14 protein-coding genes are annotated in these 16,243 nt (G+C 67.7%); 6 read left to right on the top strand and 8 right to left on the bottom strand.

Annotation, left to right across the window (positions count from 1 at the left end):
* Positions 1–136 precede the first annotated feature (136 nt).
* Positions 137–1,924, bottom strand: coding sequence for a M14 family metallopeptidase (locus EO170_RS02145; protein ID WP_241239376.1), 1,788 nt, complete (start codon positions 1,922–1,924; stop codon positions 137–139).
* A 415-nt stretch (positions 1,925–2,339) separates the two neighbouring features.
* Here EO170_RS02145 and EO170_RS02140 point away from each other — a divergent pair, with 415 nt between their 5' ends.
* The 4 genes from EO170_RS02140 to EO170_RS02125 all read left to right on the top strand — a co-directional run bounded on the left by EO170_RS02140 (position 2,340) and on the right by EO170_RS02125 (position 8,003).
* Complete coding sequence (locus tag EO170_RS02140; protein WP_126942182.1) at positions 2,340–3,080, top strand: ABC transporter ATP-binding protein; 741 nt, start codon at positions 2,340–2,342, stop codon at positions 3,078–3,080.
* Positions 3,077–4,513, top strand: a complete 1,437-nt coding sequence (locus tag EO170_RS02135; RefSeq protein ID WP_126942179.1) for a DUF3526 domain-containing protein — start codon at positions 3,077–3,079, stop codon at positions 4,511–4,513. The genes EO170_RS02140 and EO170_RS02135 overlap by 4 nt, the downstream gene beginning before the upstream one ends.
* On the top strand, positions 4,513–5,781 hold the full coding sequence (locus tag EO170_RS02130) for a DUF3526 domain-containing protein (RefSeq protein ID WP_126942176.1): 1,269 nt from the start codon (positions 4,513–4,515) through the stop codon (positions 5,779–5,781). The genes EO170_RS02135 and EO170_RS02130 overlap by 1 nt, the downstream gene beginning before the upstream one ends.
* Before the next feature lie 83 nt (positions 5,782–5,864).
* Positions 5,865–8,003 carry a TonB-dependent siderophore receptor gene (locus EO170_RS02125; protein ID WP_126942173.1) on the top strand — a complete coding sequence of 713 codons (2,139 nt, stop codon included), beginning with the start codon at positions 5,865–5,867 and terminating at the stop codon, positions 8,001–8,003.
* 185 nt (positions 8,004–8,188) lie between these two features.
* Here the strand turns inward: EO170_RS02125 and EO170_RS02120 are convergent, their stop codons facing one another.
* Genes EO170_RS02120 through EO170_RS02105 form a run of 4 tightly spaced genes read right to left on the bottom strand, consistent with a single transcriptional unit; the run spans position 8,189 to position 12,939 of the window.
* Positions 8,189–8,839, bottom strand: coding sequence for a DUF2894 domain-containing protein (locus tag EO170_RS02120; protein ID WP_126942170.1), 651 nt, complete (start codon positions 8,837–8,839; stop codon positions 8,189–8,191).
* The gene (locus EO170_RS02115) at positions 8,836–9,510 is read right to left on the bottom strand and encodes an OmpA family protein (protein WP_126942167.1); all 675 of its coding nucleotides are present in this window, start codon (positions 9,508–9,510) and stop codon (positions 8,836–8,838) included. Before EO170_RS02115 ends, EO170_RS02120 begins: the two co-directional genes overlap by 4 nt.
* On the bottom strand, positions 9,507–12,179 hold the full coding sequence (locus tag EO170_RS02110; protein ID WP_164740879.1) for a DUF802 domain-containing protein: 2,673 nt from the start codon (positions 12,177–12,179) through the stop codon (positions 9,507–9,509). The genes EO170_RS02115 and EO170_RS02110 overlap by 4 nt, the downstream gene beginning before the upstream one ends.
* Before the next feature lie 10 nt (positions 12,180–12,189).
* Positions 12,190–12,939 (bottom strand): DUF3348 domain-containing protein, encoded by a 750-nt coding sequence (locus tag EO170_RS02105; RefSeq protein WP_164740878.1) that lies wholly within the window; start codon positions 12,937–12,939, stop codon positions 12,190–12,192.
* A gap of 346 nt (positions 12,940–13,285) precedes the next feature.
* Between EO170_RS02105 and EO170_RS02100 the strand changes: the two genes are divergently transcribed.
* On the top strand, positions 13,286–13,498 hold the full coding sequence (locus EO170_RS02100; protein WP_104583180.1) for a hypothetical protein: 213 nt from the start codon (positions 13,286–13,288) through the stop codon (positions 13,496–13,498).
* Positions 13,499–13,552: 54 nt separating this feature from the next.
* Here EO170_RS02100 and EO170_RS02095 read toward each other — a convergent pair whose 3' ends face one another.
* Together EO170_RS02095 and EO170_RS02090 are read right to left on the bottom strand one after the other, a co-directional pair.
* On the bottom strand, positions 13,553–13,771 hold the full coding sequence (locus tag EO170_RS02095; protein ID WP_104583181.1) for a hypothetical protein: 219 nt from the start codon (positions 13,769–13,771) through the stop codon (positions 13,553–13,555).
* Between the two features lie 10 nt (positions 13,772–13,781).
* Entirely contained in the window at positions 13,782–14,198 is a 417-nt protein-coding gene (locus tag EO170_RS02090; protein WP_104650172.1) for a YkgJ family cysteine cluster protein, read from the bottom strand.
* 482 nt (positions 14,199–14,680) lie between these two features.
* Here EO170_RS02090 and EO170_RS21410 point away from each other — a divergent pair, with 482 nt between their 5' ends.
* Positions 14,681–14,848 (top strand): hypothetical protein, encoded by a 168-nt coding sequence (locus EO170_RS21410; RefSeq protein ID WP_164740877.1) that lies wholly within the window; start codon positions 14,681–14,683, stop codon positions 14,846–14,848.
* An 86-nt stretch (positions 14,849–14,934) separates the two neighbouring features.
* Here EO170_RS21410 and EO170_RS02080 read toward each other — a convergent pair whose 3' ends face one another.
* Positions 14,935–16,098, bottom strand: coding sequence for a zinc-dependent alcohol dehydrogenase (locus EO170_RS02080; protein ID WP_104583183.1), 1,164 nt, complete (start codon positions 16,096–16,098; stop codon positions 14,935–14,937).
* Positions 16,099–16,243 lie beyond the last annotated feature (145 nt).

Here is a 16,243-nt window from a genome sequence, read left to right as displayed (position 1 = left end):
GCGCTAGTTACTTGGCGCGAATGCTTGGCCGCTTTCGAAAGTCTGTTCGGCTACATGCACGCGTCGCCAGATAACGGCTGACGCGCGACTGGAAACGGTTACTGCCGCCCCCGTCTGCAACCGGCATGCGACATTTTCATTCCACCAGCTGACGCCGCACCGGATAACGCCACCCGGTGATCGCCGCGTACGGCGAGCGCGCATAGATCCATTGCAGCCGCGCATCGCCATCGGCGCGGAAGGCGGTATCGTCTGCGAGCTTGCGTTCGAACGCGGCGCGCAGGGCGGCGTCGTTGTGCAGCACGCGCTCGGTGAAATCCACCAGCTCGGTGCCGTACAGGCCGCTATCGGGGCTGCCGGCATTGCGAAAGCGTCCGCTGGCCAGCAGCGAGTCGCTGCTGGCCGGTTCCAGCAACGCGGCCGCCAGCATGCGCATCGGTTGATCGGCGGGCACGCGGATGCTGCCGGCGGCGAAGGTTTCGTCGGCTTCGTCTGGCTGCGGTATCTGGGCGTGGCCCTGTTTCACCACGCGGATCTGCTGCACCCTGAGCTGGCGCGGCTGTTGCAGGCGTTCGTAGGCGATGCCATGCGCCTGCAGCAGTGCGATCACATCGTCGTTGCCAGGCGGGATCCACCAGGCCAGCGGATAGCCTACGGCCTGGGTCTGGCGGTAGCCGATCACCGGCATGGTCCAGGTTTCGTCGCGGCCTTCCCAGCGCAGTTCCTGCCGGCCGGTCACCGGCGAGAACGCGCGGGTATAGGTCACGCCCTTGAATGGCACCTGGGCGATCGGCTGTGGCAGGCGTTCCCAGGCGACCATCAACTCCTGCGGGCGGGCGGCGCGATCGGCGCGCTTGGCCGCATCGATCTTTCTTGCATCGCGGCCAACCACGCGCAGTGCTGCTTCCAACAGCACATAGTCGCCCAGCACGCGCTGCCGGTACGACTTCAGGCGGTGGTTCTCCACCAGCACGGTGGGGATGCCGGCGAAGTCGCCATACCCGGTGGAATAGCGCGGCCCTTCCGGCGAGTAACGCAGGCCCGAGCGCGGCGCGTCTTCGTCGATGAGGCTGGGATAGATCGCAGGTGCATGGCCCTGGCTGCGCAGCGCGGTGTTCACCGCCGGCGTAAAGCGTTGTTGCAGCCAGTCGGCGGTGGCACGCGAGCGTGCGTAGGTGCCCCAGCCGGCAAAGGTGAAGGTGATGTCGTACTGATGATCCAGCCCGCCGCTGACATGCAGGTCGATGTACAGCGCCGGGTCGAGGGTGTGCAGCAGCGCGACCATCGCGCGGGTTTCCGGCGCTTCCAGGTTGAGGTAGTCGCGGTTGAGATTGATGCCGCGCGTGGTGGTGTTCCAGCCCATCTGTTGCGGGCCGCGCAAGGCCGCGCCGATCAGCGGGCCGCGTTGCTCGTGGCCATCGGGATTGAGGATGGGCACGAACACCAGATCCACCTGGTCGAGCAAGGTGTCCTTGCCGCGTTGGGCGATATCGCGCAGCAACATCAGGCCGGCATCCTTGCCATCGATCTCGCCGGCGTGGATGCCGGCCTGCGCCAGCACCACCGGCTTGCCCGGCGCGCCCTTGTGCGCGCGTACCAGCAGCAGGTCGCGGCCCTCGCTGCTCTTGCCGAAGACCTCCAACGACAGCAGCGGCGAGGCGGCGACCAGGCGTTCCAGCCAGGCGCGCGTTTCGTCGTAACTGGGCGTGCTGGCGAAATCGCTGCGCTCCGCCGGCGTGCTCCACGGATCGTCCGGCGTGGCGATCAACGCCTCGCTGGCCCCATGCCAGGCGCGCACCGGCGGGAGTGGCGCGCTGGTGTCGATGGACTTCGCGCCCACCTGCGCGGCGGTGAACAGGGTTGCGGCGAGCAGGCCGGCAGCGGCACGGGTGGCGCCGCGGGCCGTGGTCGTGGTCTCGGCCATGGTGTTGTCGCGGGCGCGTGCGGGAAGGGACGAAGCGTGCGGAGCAAAGGGGCGCGTATCGGAAGTCATGTGGGACGTACGGGATCTCGATTGAGGGGGAAGACGTGGCAAGGCGTGCTGATCCTGGATGGCTGCGCCGGCACGGCGGCGGCGCTTGAAGAGCGCCGTGCCGCATCAAGGTTCCAGCTGCCTGCGTGCCTGGGTGGTGGGTCTCTCCAGGTGCAGCCGCGCGTCGCAGGGACTGCCGAACACCTGCAGGCACCGGGGTGGTTGCGTAATACAGTAACATTTGACCGGCGGCGCTCGCTTTGACGGTCGCGGCGGTATCGGGCAGCTGTCGTCTCGCGATGACGGCGCATTCCAGGCCCCAATCGAAATGTGATAACGTATCATTTTGTTGAACTGCTGCCTTGCCATGCCTTCCAGTCCCCACGCCGCTCCCGCGATCTCGATCAGCAACCTCCATGTGGCCTATCGTGGCCGCGCCGTGCTGCAGGGGCTGGATCTGCAGGTCGCCCCCGGCAGCGTCTACGCCTTGCTGGGCGGCAATGGCGCCGGCAAGTCCTCCACGCTTTCCAGCCTGCTCGGTTTCGTCAAACCCAGCGCCGGCAGCCTGCGCATCGATGGCATCGACCCGGTCGCCGACCCCGGCGCCGCGCGTACGCGGCTGGCCTATCTGCCGGAAAACGTCGCGCTCTACGAGCATTTGAGCGCGCTGGAAAATGCCGACTACCTGCTGGCGCTGGCCGGCCAGCGCCGCAGCCAGGCCGAGATCGGCCAGGCGCTGGCCGCTGCCGGTCTGCAGGACGAGGCCTGGCGCCAGCGGCTGGCGGGGTTTTCCAAGGGCATGCGCCAGAAGGTGGCGATCGCGGTGGCCACGCTGCGCCGGGTGCCGGTGCTGCTGCTGGACGAGCCCACCTCCGGCCTGGACCCGCGCGCCATCGCCGACTTCAACCGGCTGGTCGGCAGCGTGCGCGAGCGTGGCGGCGCGGTGCTGATGGTGACCCACGACCTGCTCGGCGCAGTGGAGGTGGCGGACCGGATCGGATTCCTGGAACACGGGCGCATCGCCGGGGACATCGGTGCCGGCGACAGCGGCTTCGACGTGCGCACCTTGCATGCGCGCTTTACGCGTGAGCAGGATCGGGCTGCATGAGTGCGGTGCTGTTGGTCGCGCGCGAAGAGCTGCGTTACATGGCGCGCAATCGTTCCGCTGCCATCGGTGTGGTGTTGCTGATGCTGCTCACGCTGGTGGCGGCATTGACCGCTGCGCATCATCAGCGCGAGGTGGCCGCGTTCCGCGCGCGCCAGCAACTGGCCGCGCAGCAGGCCTTCGAGGCGCAGCCGGACCGCCACCCGCATCGGGTGGTGCATTACGGCCATTTCATCTATCGCCCGCTGCCTGCATTGGCTGCGTTCGATGCCGGCGTGGACGCGTTCACCGGCAACAGCATGTTCCTGGAAGGCCACCGCCAGAACACCGCCAACTTCGGCGATGTGCGCCAGAGTTCGTTGCTGGTGCGCTTCGGACAACTGACGCCTGCGTTCGTGTTGCAGGTGCTGGCGCCGCTGCTGCTGGTGTTCCTGGGCTATGGCGCGGTGGCGCGCGAGCAGGAGACCGGCACCTTGCGTGCGCTGTTGTTGCAGGGTGCCACGCGCCGGCAATTGTTCGGCGGCAAATATCTGGCGCTTGCCGCGGTGGCGGCGGCCTGTTTATTGCCGGCCCTGGTCGGGCTGGTGCCGGTTGCGTTGTTGCCGGGCCAGGCGCTGCGGGTCGCACTGCTGATACTGGCGTATGCGGTGTATCTGCTGGTGTGGTGCGCGCTGGTGCTGTCGGTGTCGATGCTGTGCCGGCGCGGCCGCGATGCGTTGCTGGTGTCGCTGGCGGTGTGGGTGTGGCTGGCCCTGCTGGTGCCGCGCGTGGCGCCGGATGCGGCCAGTGCGGCGTACCGCCTGCCGACGCGGCTGGAAACCGATGTGGCGATCCAGCGCGACCTGCGCACGCTCGGCGACAGCCACAACCCGGATGACCCGCACTTTGCGCAGTTCAAGCAGCAGACGCTGGCGCGTTATGGCGTGCAGCGGGTGGAAGAGCTGCCGGTGAACTACAAGGGCCTGCTGGCGCTGGAAGGCGAGCGGCTCACCGCGAGCCTGTTCGAGCGCTATGCCGCGCGTGATTCGGCCATCCAGCAGCAACAGAATCTGCTGGTGCGCACGTTCGCCTTGCTGAGCCCCACGGTTGCGGTGCGCGCGTTGTCGATGACGCTGGCGGAAACCGACCTGCGTGCGCACGAGCGGTTTCTCGCCCAGGCCGAGCGTTACCGCTACACGCTGGTGCAGCAGCTCAACCAGCTGCAGGCCGATGCGGTGAGCATGGCCGACGACACCTCGCAGGATGCCGGCGCCGACCAACGCAAGCGCATCTCCTCCGCGCATTGGCAGCAGATTCCGGTGTTCGCATTCCAGCCGCCGGCCACGACAGAGGTGCTGCGGGCCGCCGGCGCCGCGCTCGGCCTGGTCGCTGCCTGGCTGCTGGCTGCGCTGTGCATGCTGGTCGCCGCGGGCCGGCGTGTGGGAGTGGCGCGCTGATGCTGCTGTGGAAATACGAACTGCTGCTGTTGTTGCGCGCACGCGCCGTGCTGGCCGGCTTGCTGTTGCTGGCGGTGCTGACCGTGTGCAGCCTGCTCTCCGGCCAGCATGTCATCGCCGCGCAGCGCGCCAATATTGCGCGCATCGCGGCGCTGCAACAGGAAGATATCGCGGCGGTGCAGGATTATGTGGCGCGCTCCAACGACGCGGGCAGCGCGGCCTACTACAGCTTCCACCCGACCTGGGACCTGCCCACGCCGTTGGCATTTGCCGCGGTGGGCATGCGCGATGTCTCGCCGTACATCCTGCGTGTGCGCGCGCTGGGCCTGGAGGCGCAGATCCACGATGGCGACAGCTACAACCCGGAGCTGGCACTGGCCGGGCGCTTCGACTACGCCTTCGTGCTGGTGTTCCTGCTGCCCTTGTTCGTGATCGCACTGCTGTTCGATCTGCGCTCGGGTGAGCGCGAGGCCGGACGCGCGCGCATGCTGGCGGCGCTGCCGGGTGCGGGCACGGCGTTGCTGGTGCGGCGCGTGGTGGTGCGTGCAGCTGCGGTATTGGCCTGCCTGAGCGTGCCGTTTGTGATCGCGGCAAGTGTCAATGCGGTGCCGCTGCTGCAACAACTCGCGGTGCTGGCACTGACCTGCGCCTATCTGCTGTTCTGGGTGCTGCTGTCGGTGCTGGTCGGGCGCATCCATTGGCGCCCGGCCGCGCATGCCACCGCCCTGGCGACCTGCTGGGTGGTGCTGGCGCTGGTGGCGCCGGCCTTGGCGCATGTGGCGATCAACCAGGCGGTGCCGGTCAATCAAGGCAGCGAGATCGCGCGGCTGCAGCGCGAGGCGGTCAACCATGCCTGGGACATTCCACGCCAGGACACCATGCGGGCCTTCTACGCGCAGAACCCGCAGTGGGCCGATTCGGCGCCGCTGACCGGGGCGTTCCACTACAAGTGGTATTTCGCCTTCCACGAAAACGGCGATCAGCAGGTGGCGCCACAGGTTGCGGCGTATCGCCAGGGCCTGCAGCGCCGCGAAGCGCTGGCGCAGCGCGTGGCCAGTGTGTTGCCACCGGTGGCGTTGCAGGCTGCATTGACGCGCCTGGCAGCCACCGACCTGCGTGCGCAACTGGCGTATCAGGATCGCATCCGCACCTATCACCGTGCGCTGCGGACGTTCTATTACGGCTATCTGTTTCGCGACCGGCCCTTTACGCGCGAGGACTTCGGGCGCGCGCCAGGTTTCGATGCAAGTGCCGATCCCGCGTCATAGCGGCTGCGTTTCACCCCTCAACCTTCGTTGTCTCACGTGCGACCCGGGCCCAGCGTGCCCGGGTGCTTCAGGAGTCCTGCCCGATGTCCACCCCGCGCCGCCGTCTGTCCAACACGCTGCCCTTGCTCGGTGCACTGAGCTGCGCAGGCGTCAGCCCCCTTGCCGCCGCCGCCGAGCCGCAGGCGCGCGATCTGGATACGGTGCAGGTGCGCAGCCAGTACACGCCGTACCGCGCCTTGAGCGTGACCGGCGCCACCAAGACCGATGCGCCGCTGCGCGATCTGCCGATCAGTGCGCGCGTGCTGGACCAGACCCTGCTCGAGGACGCCGGAGTCACCGATCTGGCCGGCGCGCTGGAGCTGGCCAGCGGCATCACCAAGGCCAACAACCTGGGCGGGTTGTGGGACAGCTATTCGATGCGCGGCTTCACCGGCGACCCCAATTTCAGCTCGGACTACATGGTCAACGGCTTCAACGCCAGCCGCGGCTACAACGGCCTGCGCGATGGCGCCAACACGCAAAGCATCGAGGTGATCAAGGGCCCGGCCTCGGCGTTGTACGGGCGGGGCGAGCCGGGCGGGGCGGTCAACATCGTCACCAAGAAGCCCCTGTTCCAGCCGCAGCACAGCGTGGATCTGTCGGCGGGGCGCTTTGACAGTTATCGCGCTGCGCTCGACAGCACCGGCCCGCTGGGCGAGAACCTGGCCTATCGGCTGAATGTCATGCACAAGGATCAGCACAGCTTCCGCGACACCGTCGACAGCGACAACACGCTGCTGGCGCCCTCGCTGCTGTGGATGCCGACGCCCGATACCACGGTGTCCTACGAGCTGGAGTTCGTGCGCATCCATGCGCCGTTCGATCGCGGCGTCACCGCCATCGATGGCGATGCCAATCGGCTGCCGGCCGGGCGTTTCCTGGGCGAGCCGCGCGATGGCGATATCGACCTGCATTCCACCGGGCACCAGGTCTTTGTGGTGCATGGCGTGAACCAGACCTGGTCGCTGCAGGGCGGGGCGACCTATCGCGACAGCGGCATGCGCGGGTTTTCCACCGAACCGTGGACGCTGCAGGCCGACGAGCGCACGCTGCGCCGCGAGCGCCGCTACCGCGATTACCAGGGCCGCGACATCGCTGCGCGTGCCGAATTGCTTGGCAGCTTGCAGATGGGTGGCGTCACCCACAACGTGTTGTTCGGCGTGGATGGCAATCGCTTCGACGACAGCCGCTTCCAGCAGCGCGCCCGCTCTGCGGCCACGCCGTACAGCATCGACGTGCTTGCGCCGCAGTACGGCGTTGCGCAGCCGGGGCGGCTGGCCACGATCACCGACACCGAAGAACGCCAGCAGGTGTGGGGCGTCTATGCGCAGGATCAGCTCGATCTGGGCGCGCGCTGGAAGGCCTTGCTCGGCCTGCGCTACGACCACTACCAGCAGGCGCTCGACAACCAGCTGCGCGGCGCCACGCAGCGCGCCTCCGACGGTGTGGTCAGCCCGCGTGCCGGCGTGACCTTCCACGTCGACGCGGCGTTGTCGTTGTATGCGAGTGCTGCGGCCGGCTTTCGTCCCAACAGCGGCGTGGGTGCGGACGGGCAGAGTTTTGCGCCGGAGAAAAGCCGCTCGCTGGAAACCGGCCTGAAGTACGTGCAGCCCGGCGATGGCCTGGAAGCGACGCTGGCCGCGTTCCGCATCGACAAGAAGAACGTGCTGAGCCTGGATCCGGCCGACACCAGTTTTTCGCTGCCGGTGGGCCAGATGCGCAGCCAGGGCGTGGAGCTGGATCTGCTCGGGCGGCTGACCCCGCGTCTGGCCGCCTCGGTGGGCCTGGCCTATACCGACTCGCAGGTCACGCGCAGCAGCGCAGCTGCCGCCGGTACCGGACTGGCCGAGGGACGCCGCTTTCCGAACGTGCCGCGCTTCAGCGGCAATGCCTTCCTCAACTATGAGCAGCCGTTGACCGGCAAGCGCAGTGCGGCGGTGGGCGTGGGCGTGTCGCATACCGGTGAGCGGTTGGGCTCGGTGGATAGCAATACCGACTTCGTGCTGCCTGCATACACCGTGTGGCGCCTGGTCGGCCATTACGACCTGAGCGAGCGCCTGCGCCTGTATGCCAAGGTCGAGAACCTCACCGACCGCCGCTACGCCGCGTTCTCCTACAGCGAGCAGTGGGTGTATCCCGGCGCGCCGCGCAGCTGGACGGTGGGTGTGCGGCTGCGGTTTTGAGCAGCGGTGCGATGCCACGCTGAGCGATGATCGACGCTCCTGCGTGGTCGATGGAGCACGCGACGGCCAGGGTGGGTGCGAACGAAAGGCAGGCGGTCGGACCGGCTGCCACCGCACCGTGCGTGCGCCAGGCTGGTGTCCGCCAGCGGCGCGCGCGTGCAGCGCAGCGTGCGTGATTGCTCGCGCTAGCTGCGCCGCGTGGACGGACGCTTGCTGCGCTTCTTGCCGGGCGCCACGGCTGCGGTGTCCTCGCTGGCCAACGCGCCACCGTTGTGCAGCTGTTCCAGCCACGACAGCGCATCGACATAGCCGAGGAAGTGCTGCAGATAGCCCGGTGAGCACTCGCGCATCAGGCTGATGCAGCGGTGCACCAGCACGCTGGAATTGAGCGGGCCGGCGTCCTTGGGGGCGTCCTGCAGCGACTGCCGCACCTGGCTGGCGGTGCGCACCGTGGTCCAGGTGCGACGGAAATCCTCCAGCGCCGGCAGCTCGGGAAACGGCGTGGCGTCGGCCGTGGCGGTCTTTCTGCTGTCCACTTCCATCAACGCGGCATGGCCTGCCATCTGCTCGGCCAGTGCGCCCAGCGCGCTGCGTTGCGACGGCTGTGCGGCAGCGCTGGCGACACGGCGGCGTGCGGCTTGCTTCACCGTTGCCGCATACGCATCGACCAGCCTGCCCAGCTTTTCTTCCAGCACCTGGCGCACTGCCTCGGCCTGGGTGCCGGCCCGCGCGGCCAGCGTCTCCATCAGGTGGAACCGCACCGGATCCAGCTGGTCGGCACCCTGGCTGCGCCAGCGCTGCAGGCGCGCGTGCGCGGATGTCGCCTGCGTGCTCATCGCGTGCCTGCGGCCGCTGTGGGCTTGGCGGCAGAAGACGCATGCGACGTGGCAGGGCGCGCGATCGGCGCGATCTCCACGCGGCGGTTCCTGGCGCGGCGTGTTTCGTCGGCATTGGAATCCACCGGCTGCTGCGAGCCGAAGGCCGCGGCGAACACCGACGCGGCCGGCACGCCTTCGGCGATCAATGCACGCGTCACGGTGAGCGCGCGTTGCGCGGAGAGTTCCCAGTTGTCGGCGTAGCGACGGTTGCCGCCCAGCACCGGGCGGTCGTCGGTGAAGCCGCTGACCATCAGGATCTCCTCGCGCGCCGCCAGATACTCGGTCAACGGCGCGGCCAGTGTCTTCAGCACCTCGCGGCCTTCCGGCTGCAACTGATCGGAATTGAAGGCGAACAGCACATTGCCGCGGATGCCGATGCGGCCATCGACCAGGGTCACGCGGCCGGCGGCCAGGGGCGCGGCCAGCGCCTGCTCCAGCGTCTTGCGGCGCTGCGCTTCGGCCTGGCGCTGTCTGACCTCTTCATCCAGGCGGCTGGACAGCTGCAGCTGCACGCCGATCACCCCGACCAGGATCAGCACGAACGCCCCCAGCAGCACCGACATCAGGTCGCCGAAGGCGGCCCAGATCGGTGTGCCCGAGTCGCCGTCGATGTCGATCTCGTCGCTCATGCCGCGCTGGCCTCGTCGCCAGCGGCCTCGCCGGCATCGCCGCGGCCGCGGTCGAGCTGGCGCAGTTCTTCGATGATCTGCTTCTGCGACAGCATGCTGAGGTCCACCACCTCGCGCGCCTGCGCCACGTAATACGCCAGTTGGTCGTCGCTGCGGGCGAGCGAGGCGTCCAGGGCGCTGGCGACGTGCTGCAGGCGCGCGTTGAGCTCGCTGGTGGAACCGCTGAACAGCTGCACCGCCACGCCGAAGGCTTCGCCCAGGCTGGCCACTTCCACCGCGCTGCCGCTGACATGCGCGGCCACCGCGCCGAGCTTGCCGGTCTCGCTGCCGATCTGTTCGGTGAGCTGGGTGCCCACGCGCTGCAGCAGGTCCGCCGAGGTGGTGACCAGTGCATCCACCGCTGCGCGTTGTTCGGTGGAGGCGTGATTGACCGCGTTGAGCAAGGTGTCCAGGGTGGCGAGCAGCTTGCTGCGTTCTTCCAGCATGGCGGTGTCGCGCACCATGCTTTCGGACAGGTTCTGGCGCAGTTCGGCCACCACATCGGCGGCGGCCTTGGGCGCTTCGGAAGCGATCTGCATCAGGCGCGCCACCTCGCTGATGGTGGCGCTGGCCTGTGCCTGCGCCTGCGTGGACAACTCGCTGGCAGTGCTGGCCAGGGTGTCGCAGATCGCCTGCTGTTGCTGGGTGACGCGTTCGCCGGTGCGTTCCCATTGGGTGGTCAGCTCCGCGCTCATCGCGGTGAAGCGCTCGCTCCACAGCGCCAGGCGCTGGGAATCGCGCGCTTCCAGCGCGGCCTGCAGGTCGGTATGCGATTGCTGCAGCGTGCCGACCAGGGCGGCGGCATGCGTGTCGAAGCTGGCGGTGGCGGCCGCCAGCGCGCCCTGGTGCTGGCTCGCCAGGGCGGCGCTGGCGTCGCGTTGCTGCGCCAGCGCATCGTTCCAGGCACTGGCCGTCTCGCTGCTGGACTGATCCATGCGCCTGGACACCGCATCGACCAGGGCGCTGGAGCGTGCGTCGAAGGTGCTGGCGAACTGGCTCAGCGTGCCCTGCAATTCCTGCGTCAGCACCTGATTTGCGCGCTGCTGCTCGGCCACTGCCGCGGTCCAGGTGGCGGCAGCCGCCGCGGTACTGTTTTCGAAGCCATTGCTCAGGCCATCGAGTTGTTGCTGCACGGCCTGGTGCACGCCGTCCTGCAGCGCGGTGGTCTGCTGCGCGAGCTGGTCGAGCGTGGCGTGCAACTGCGCGCTCAACGCGGCACCTGCGCGCTGCTGCTCGGCGAGCACCGCTGCCCAGTGGTCGGCAGCGGCGGCGGTGCTGCGGTCAAAGCCGTCATTGAGGGCGTGCAACTGCTGCTGCACCGCGTGGCTCACGCCGTCCTGCACCGTGATGCTGCGCTGATCGATCTGCGCCAACGTGGCCTGCAACTGCTCGGTCAGTGCGTGTTGGGCACGTTCCTGCGCGGCCACTGCGGCCTGCCAGTGGTCGGCGGCCGTCTGCGCACTGTGCTGGAAGCCGTCATTGAGCGCATGCAGTTGCTGCTGCACGGCGCTGCTGACGCCGTCCTGCACCGCAGTGGCCTGTTGTGCGAGCTGCTCCAGCGTGTTCTGCAGCTGCGTGTCGAGCGCTTGCTGCGCGCGTTCCTGCGTGGCAAGCGCGGTGGTCCAGTGCGCGGCCGCGGCACTGGCGCTGTGCTGGAAGCCGCTGGTGATGCCGTCCAGTTGCTGCTGCACGGCATGGGTGAGGCGCTCATGCAACGCGGCGGTGTCGCGCGCGATGCTGGTCATGGTCGCTTCCATCGCCGGCTGCAGAGCCGCGCCCACCGCGCGTGCGCTTTCTGCCACGCCGGCCTGCAACGCGTGCTCCATCGCCGTGGCCAGGCGCGCATAGGTCGCCTCGCTCCTGGCGTGGAATTCGGCCTGCTGCGCGGCCAGGCGCTCATCGGCGGCGATGCTCTGCTGCTCGATGCTGCCCATCAGCGTCTGCAGGCGATCGATCAGCGCCGGCATCAGCGCGCTCTGCTGCTGCTGCAACTTGAACACTTCGCCACGCTGGTGCGCGTCCGAGTGCGGATGCAGCTCGGAGGCGATCTTCAGATCCAGCCGCTGCACTGCCTGCAGCCGTTCGCGCCGGCACAGCGCCGACAACAGCCCCAGCATTGCGGAGGTCGCCACGCCGGCGATCGAGGTGCCGAACGCAAACGCCAGGCCTTCCACCGGTGCGGCCAGCGAGCCGCGGATGGCCTGCAGGTCGGTGGCGCTCTGCAATGCAAAACCGGTGCCCTTGAGCGTGGCCATCATGCCGAGCAGGGTGCCGAGCATGCCCAGCAACACCAGCAGGCCGACCAGGTACGGTGTCAGCACCGGTGCCGGCAACGCCACGCGCTCGCCCTTGATGCGCAGGCGCACCGCATTGCGCAGGCTTGGATGCAGGCGCTCCAGCCACTCGCTCAATGCCGTTGGTGCGGTGGTCAACGCGGCAACGGCATCGTCCAGCGTGGCGCTGGCCTGGCGATAGCGATACAGCTCCAGCGCGCCGGCCACATAGCAGGCGCCGATCACCGCTGCGACACAGGCGCCCAGCGGATTGGAGCCCAGATAACCGATGCCGACCCAGCAAACCGCCAACAGGCCGACGACAAACACACACAGGTGAACGAGAGTTCTGAACATGAGGTCCCAGTTAGCGGGTACGAAGCGCTGCAAGCAGGCCTTCGATCGGGTGAAAACGGACATCCAGTTCGGCGAGCAACACGCTCTGCATGTCTTTGCGAAACACATCCAGCCAGCCGTCGGAGACCGCGCGTGGCGCGGCGTCGCCGTCGGCTGCCGGGGTTGGCGCCTGCGCGGCATCGCGCAGACGCTCGAAATGCGCACCGAGCAGGGTCGGCACATGGTTCAACAGGGTTTGTTCGCGCGGGCTCAAGGTCAGCTCCATCACCGCATCCACCTCGGCCAGCCGCGCCATCTGCCCGGACTCAAGGGCCAGCATGTCGCGCAGGCGGCCACGCAGGTCGCCGGTGGCGGTGCGCATTGCGCGTTGCATGGCCAGGTAGTGCTGGCGGAACGGGGCATAGTCGGGCGCAGGCAAGGCTGCCGCTGCGTCGCTGCCGGCAGCGGCGGCGCTGCGCGCATCGCGGCGTACGCGCGCGAGCACGGCATCCAGGTCGACCACGCTGCTGGTTGCCAGCCCGGTGCGCACGCGTGCGCAAGCCTCGACGTCGAGCCGGCGCGTCTCGGGCAGCGCTTCGATCTCGGGCAGCTTGCCATCCAGCGCCTTGGACACGGCGACCGCGCGCGTCCAGTCGATCCATTGGCTGAGCCGGTCGGCGAGCGCATGGTTGGACTGGGCAACGTGGGCATCGGTGAGGCGAGCGAGCAGGCGAATGAACGCCGGGCCCGACAAGGGCGCCCGTGGAGCAGCTTTCGCCATTGGTCCGGTCAAAGACCGCGCATTTTACACGGGAATGTGCGTGGTTCGGCGCCCGCGCCAGGGCCGGAGCGCCTGTGGCTGCGGGCAGGGCTGGCGGCATTCAGCCGTGTTGGTGCTGGCTGAGCCGGCTCCTCTCCGCGGCAGGTGCCGGCGGCTGCCTGGCGCCGTGGGGCGCCACGGTGCCAGGCGCACCCAGCGCGGCAGCGGTGGAAATTGCGCAGTGATGTCACCCCGGTCACCCTCTCTAACCAATTCAGGTTTCAATCCCCGGCGGTCTGATCGCGCCGGTTTTGCCAGGTGAACGGGTATAAGCTGCGGGCCGGGAAACCCCCAACGAGGGAACGCAATGGACCACTCCGACATGCAAGTGTCCGATCTGCTGGTCCTGGAGCTGCAAGGGTTCCACGATGCCTATGGCCGTGGACCGGACTTCTGGGATGCGTATCAACGCATCATGGCCATCGCAGCACAGGCCGGCGGCAACATGATCAACCTGGCCAATGAAATGGCCTCGCTGGCGCAAGGGCTTGGCGCGATCGATCGCGCGCAGCTGCTGTAGGACCAGGGTTGCAGGTTGCGGCGGGCCGGCTGTACCGGCAGGCGCCGCGCACGCTTACTTGGCGTTGGCAGCTGCCGGTTTGACGGCGACCGCAGGCGTGGTCTCGGGCTCGCCACGCTTCTTGTCGCGACGTAGCGGGGTATCGCCCAGCCGCTCGATCGCGCCGCCGGATTGCTGGAACGCCTCCAGATCGGCGGCCAGACGCTGCTCGGACAACCGTGGCTTGCCTGGCTGATTGCTCACGGTCATCGACTGACGGCGGGAGTTGTTCATGGCGAAATCCTCATGCGTTGTAGAGCGTCAAGGGAATGCCCCGCCGGCGTTGGTCGTCGTAGGTGGCACGCACGTCGCGGCAATACGGCCCGGACATGACGAAACGCCGGCAGATCGCCGGCCGCGTCTCGTAGATCGAACAACACATGCGCGCCGCGTCGATGGCCACGCACCAGCCTTCCTCGTCACGCGCCATCACGTGCCAGCCTTGCGGCGTCACGCTGGTCAGGTGGTTGGGGATGCGGTCGGATGGATCGACCATGACGGTGAGCCGGCAACAGACGGCATCGCAGCGTTCGCAGAGATTCTTGATGGAAAAGGCCAGATAGAGTGAAGGCGACACCGGAGTCCGGCCGCCCTTGCACCATACACCCTGGGCGTGCCGGGGTGTGAACCGGCCCCTGCCTTGGATGCAGCAGACGGGCATTGCGCTGCGGCAGTGCCCTGGGTGGCCGCGTCGTCGGCACTGCGATGCGTGCATTGCGTATGGGCCTGCGGTGCGGGTGCCGCGCGCGGAGGCATCGGTCGAGGCACTTAATGGTGCGGGTCGTATGCGTGCGTCATCGACGCTGCGACGTTGGCATCGACAGAAGGCAGGCAGGTAAGGAGATAAACGCGCGCCATGCCGATCATGATGGCGATGTCGAACGGTGCAATGCGCAGACAGACATGACGCACAGGGCGCATCCATCTACGCATGCCTTGTTGCTCCGTTGCGTCACGGCCGGATTGCCGGATCCACAGCGATCATCGGCTGCCAGCGTGCAACAGCGCCCGCAACGCGCCGCCTGGCTGGATGCATCCCTAAACGGTTGCCTTTGTCGTGCCGATGCGAAGACGTTTTTCACCTGTGCCGTCGCCGGACCACCGTAGCGTTGGGTGGTCCGCATCCACGCGACAGGAGAACCCATGACCATCGACCACAACCACGCAGCTGCGCCCGATTCGGCTGGCGATCACGACGACCAACGCAGCGAGAAGGAAAAACAGGACGCCTTGCAGGACGATGCGCTGGAAGAAACCTTTCCGGCCAGCGACCCGGTGTCGCCGTTCGTGCCGGCCAAGCCGCTGGACTGACCAGGCCGCACATCGACGAGCAATGCAAACGGCGCGGTCATCGACCGCGCCGTTTGCGTTTGCAGCGTCTTCAGCGCTGTTGGCGGTTACGGCGTCAACACCACCTTGCGGCAATCGTCCTGCTTCTTGTCGAACAGCTCGTAGCCACGCGCGGCATCGGCCAGCGGCATGCGGTGCGAGATGATCGCGCTGGGCTTGAGGTCGCCATTGCCGATGCATTCCAGCAGGTACGGCATATGCTTCTGCACATGGGTCTGGCCCATCTTGAAGCTCAGGCCCTTGTCGAAGGCATCGCCGAACATGAAGGCATGGATGAAGCCGGCATACACGCCCGGCACGCTGACCACACCGCAGCGGCGCGTTGCGGCAATGCACTGACGAATCGCCACGCCGCTGCTGCCTTCCAGCTTCAGGTTGGTCAGCGCGGTTTCGATCGCGCTGCCTTCGGCCTCGAATCCCACTGCCTCGATGCTGGCGTCCACGCCGCGGCCATCGGTCTGCGACACGATTACATCGGCCGGGTCATCGACCTCGTCGAAGTTGATCGGGATGATGCCGTAGGCCTTGGACGCGAAGTCCAGCCGGTACGCATGCCGGTCCACCATGAAAATGCGCTCGGCGCCCAGCATGCGGCAGCATGCCGCGGCCATCAGGCCCACCGGGCCGGCGCCGAAGATCGCCACTGTCGAGCCCTGCTTGACCCCGGCATCGATGACGGCCTGGTAGCCGGTCGGCAGAATGTCGGACAGGAACAGCACCTGCTCGTCGTGCAATGCATCGGGCACCACCAACGGCCCGACATTGGCCTTGGGCACGCGCACGTACTCGGCCTGCCCGCCGGACAGACCGCCATATAGGTGGCTGAAGCCGAACAGCGCCGCCGGTGGGCGCATGTCCTTGTGGTTGAGTGCGGCGCCCTTGCCGGTATTGGTGGTCTCGCAGGCGGAGAATTCCTGCAGCATGCAGTGGAAGCAGCGTCCGCAGGCCACCACGAACGGGATCACCACACGGTCGCCGGGTTTGACCGCGGTGACATCGGGGCCGACGTCTTCGACGATGCCCATGAACTCATGGCCGAGAATATCGCCATGCCGCAGGTCCGGAATCTTGCCGCGGTACAGATGCAGGTCCGAGCCGCAGATGGCGGTGGCGGTGACGCGCAGGATGAGATCGTCGCGTTCGACAAGGGTCGGATCCGGCACGGTTTCGACCCGCACATCGCGTGAGCCGTGGTAGTTGAGGGCAAGCATGGAGATCTCCCGTAAGGCCGTCGGTATGCGGCAACGCCGTGCAGTGTTGGCGGCGCGCCGTTAAGTCCATCAGCACGGCACGTGCGCACGGTGTGGACGCGCCCGATTGGCGACGCGGCGTTGATGCGCGTGTCACGTCTGGATA

The sequence above is a fragment of the Xanthomonas sp. BRIP62409 genome (genome assembly GCF_003992965.1).
In the GTDB taxonomy this organism is placed as follows: Bacteria; Pseudomonadota; Gammaproteobacteria; order Xanthomonadales; family Xanthomonadaceae; genus Xanthomonas; species Xanthomonas euroxanthea.
The sequence above is the reverse complement of the archived record's forward strand: the minus strand, read 5'-3'. Positions and strand labels throughout refer to the sequence as shown.